At 71.1% G+C, this 2,198-nt stretch carries 1 protein-coding gene and 1 pseudogene; one reads left to right on the top strand and one right to left on the bottom strand.

The window, feature by feature from the left end:
* Positions 1–1,172: pseudogene (locus ACWD1Z_RS37190) on the top strand (glycosyl hydrolase 115 family protein); the annotation flags it as partial.
* Here the strand turns inward: ACWD1Z_RS37190 and ACWD1Z_RS37185 are convergent.
* Entirely contained in the window at positions 1,130–1,558 is a 429-nt protein-coding gene (locus ACWD1Z_RS37185) for a transposase (RefSeq protein ID WP_451125304.1), read from the bottom strand. The pseudogene ACWD1Z_RS37190 and the gene ACWD1Z_RS37185 sit on opposite strands and share 43 nt — an antisense overlap.
* Between the last annotated feature and the right edge of the window lie 640 nt (positions 1,559–2,198).

The following is a 2,198-nucleotide window of genomic DNA, read 5'->3' as shown; positions in this document are numbered from 1 at the left end:
CGGCGCAGGGCCGGGCGGCGGCGAACGCCCTGGCAGACGTCACCGATGCGCGCTTCGCCGACGACCAGGCCCTGTCGGACCACTACAACAAAGTGCTGGCCGGGGGGAAGTGGAGGGGCTTCCAGACCCAGCCGAAAATCGGTTATGGAAATGTGGCGCGGTACGGCCCGGACGCGGCCTGGCAGCAGCCGCAGACGCCGGACCACGTGGCGCTGCCGGACGAGGTGTTTCCGGCGGTCCAGCGCGCCGAGGTCCCGGCGGGGGCGGAGATGGGCGTAGGGCTCGACGGCTCGGACGCGTGGTGGCCCGCTTCGGACGCGCCCGCGGTACTGCCGGCGCTGAGCCCGTACCGGACCGCGCCCGATCCGTACGTCGAGGTGTTCAACCGGGGCCGGGAGCCGTTTGAATACCGGATCGAGTCGCCGGTGGAGTGGCTGACGGTGGACCGTGCGCGGGGCCGGGTGACGCACCAGGTGCGGGCGACAGTGCGGGTGGACTGGCGGCGTGCGCCGCGCGGGACCACCGAGGTGCCGCTCACGGTGCGCGGACCGGGTGGCCGGGCGGTGCGGGTGACGGCGCGCGTGGAGAACCCGCGGCTGGGCGCGCGCGGGAGGCGCCGGGGGTTCGTGGAAGCGTCGGGGTACGTGGCGATGGAGGCGGCGCACGCCACGCGCGCGGTGGAGACAGACGGGGTGACCTGGCGGGAGATCCCGGACATCGGGCGGACGGGGTCGGGTGTGACACCCTGGCCGGTGACGGCGCCGAGCCGCGCGCCGGGCGGGAACGGCCCGCGCCTGGAGTACGGGGTGACGCTGACGACGGACCCGGGGACGGTGCGGGTACTGGTGTACCTGTCGCCGCGCAACAACGTGCTGCCTACGGAGGGTCTTCGGTACGCGGTGTCGTTCGACGGCGCTGCGCCGACGACGGTGAACGTCACCCGGGTCACGGGCGCCGACGACACGTCGATGAACAAGCAATGGGAACGAAACACCTCGGACAACACCAACCTCACCGTCACCGAGCACACAGTGTCCGGGCCAGGCACCCACACCCTGAAGTTGTGGATGGTGGACCCGACGGTGGTAGTGCAAAGGCTCGTCGTCGACACGGGCGGGCTGAAGCCGAGCTACCTGGGGCCGCCGGAAAGCCACCGAGCCGGCCGCCGCTGACGCCGCGGCGGACGGTCCCGACTCCGCTCGCGCCCCGGCATCCTCATCCGCCCCCTGGTGCCCGCGATGCTCGCCTCGTCTCTGCTCATCCGGGCCCAGACGATCCGCGAGTACGCGCCCGCCCTGTTCCTCGCCGAGGCCGGGTCACAGGTCATCGGCACCACCGCCATCGACCTGGGGACGCAGGGCGAGACCGGCTCCGTCGCCGCTCTCGCCACCCTCCAGATCGCCGTCGTCGCCGGCCTCGCCGGTCTCCTCTTGCGGATCGCTTTGACCAGAGCGCTGTGGCTGTCGGAGATGCCCAGGCGGACGCAACTCAATCCGCCTTCTCGCAGGTGACGCAGGAACTGGGCCCAGAAGACTTCGGTCTCGCTGTCGCCGACCATGACGCCGACGACCTCGCGGCCGCCGTCCTGGGGGACGCCGACGGTGAGGCTGATCCTTCGGAGTGGACACCCTGACATCGCATCTTGATAGTCCAGGGAGGGATGTCCACGTGGGACGCAAGTCTCCATATCATGGAACCCACCGGCCCGGCCGGCCTCGCTCGTGGCGATCCTTCCCAGGGTGCTGCGCGACGTGGGGCGCGGACCGGGGTCCGGCAGAGGCGGGCGGAGGCGTCCACCGGGCGAATGCCAGCTGAGCTGAGTCCGCGTCCTGGATTTCACTCCTCCGCCAGAAGAGCCACCCGAAGAGCGCACAGCACCGACAGGGACGCGGAGGCCGCTCTCGTTCGGCGCGTGGCGGCGGGCGCACTGGAAGCCCGGGATGCGCATCGGGATCCGCGACAGCTACGGGCGACTCGTCGGTCCGGTCTACAAGGACGGTGCTGTGGAGGGCACAACGTTCACTCGTGAGCGCCGGTTCTTTCCCCGCACCCGAGTCCGCCCCGATCTCCCTCTCGCTCCCACCACCCCGGTCTACCGGATCCCTAGTAGGGCTTGGTCAGGTCGGCTGGGGTGGTGCGTGTCCTTGGGGCCCGGTGTGGCGTTGAGAGTGTGTGACTCCGGACGAGATTGCTGCGGT

Source organism: Streptomyces sp. NPDC002784 (assembly GCF_053592135.1).
This window is presented reverse-complemented; position numbering and strand designations above follow the sequence as displayed.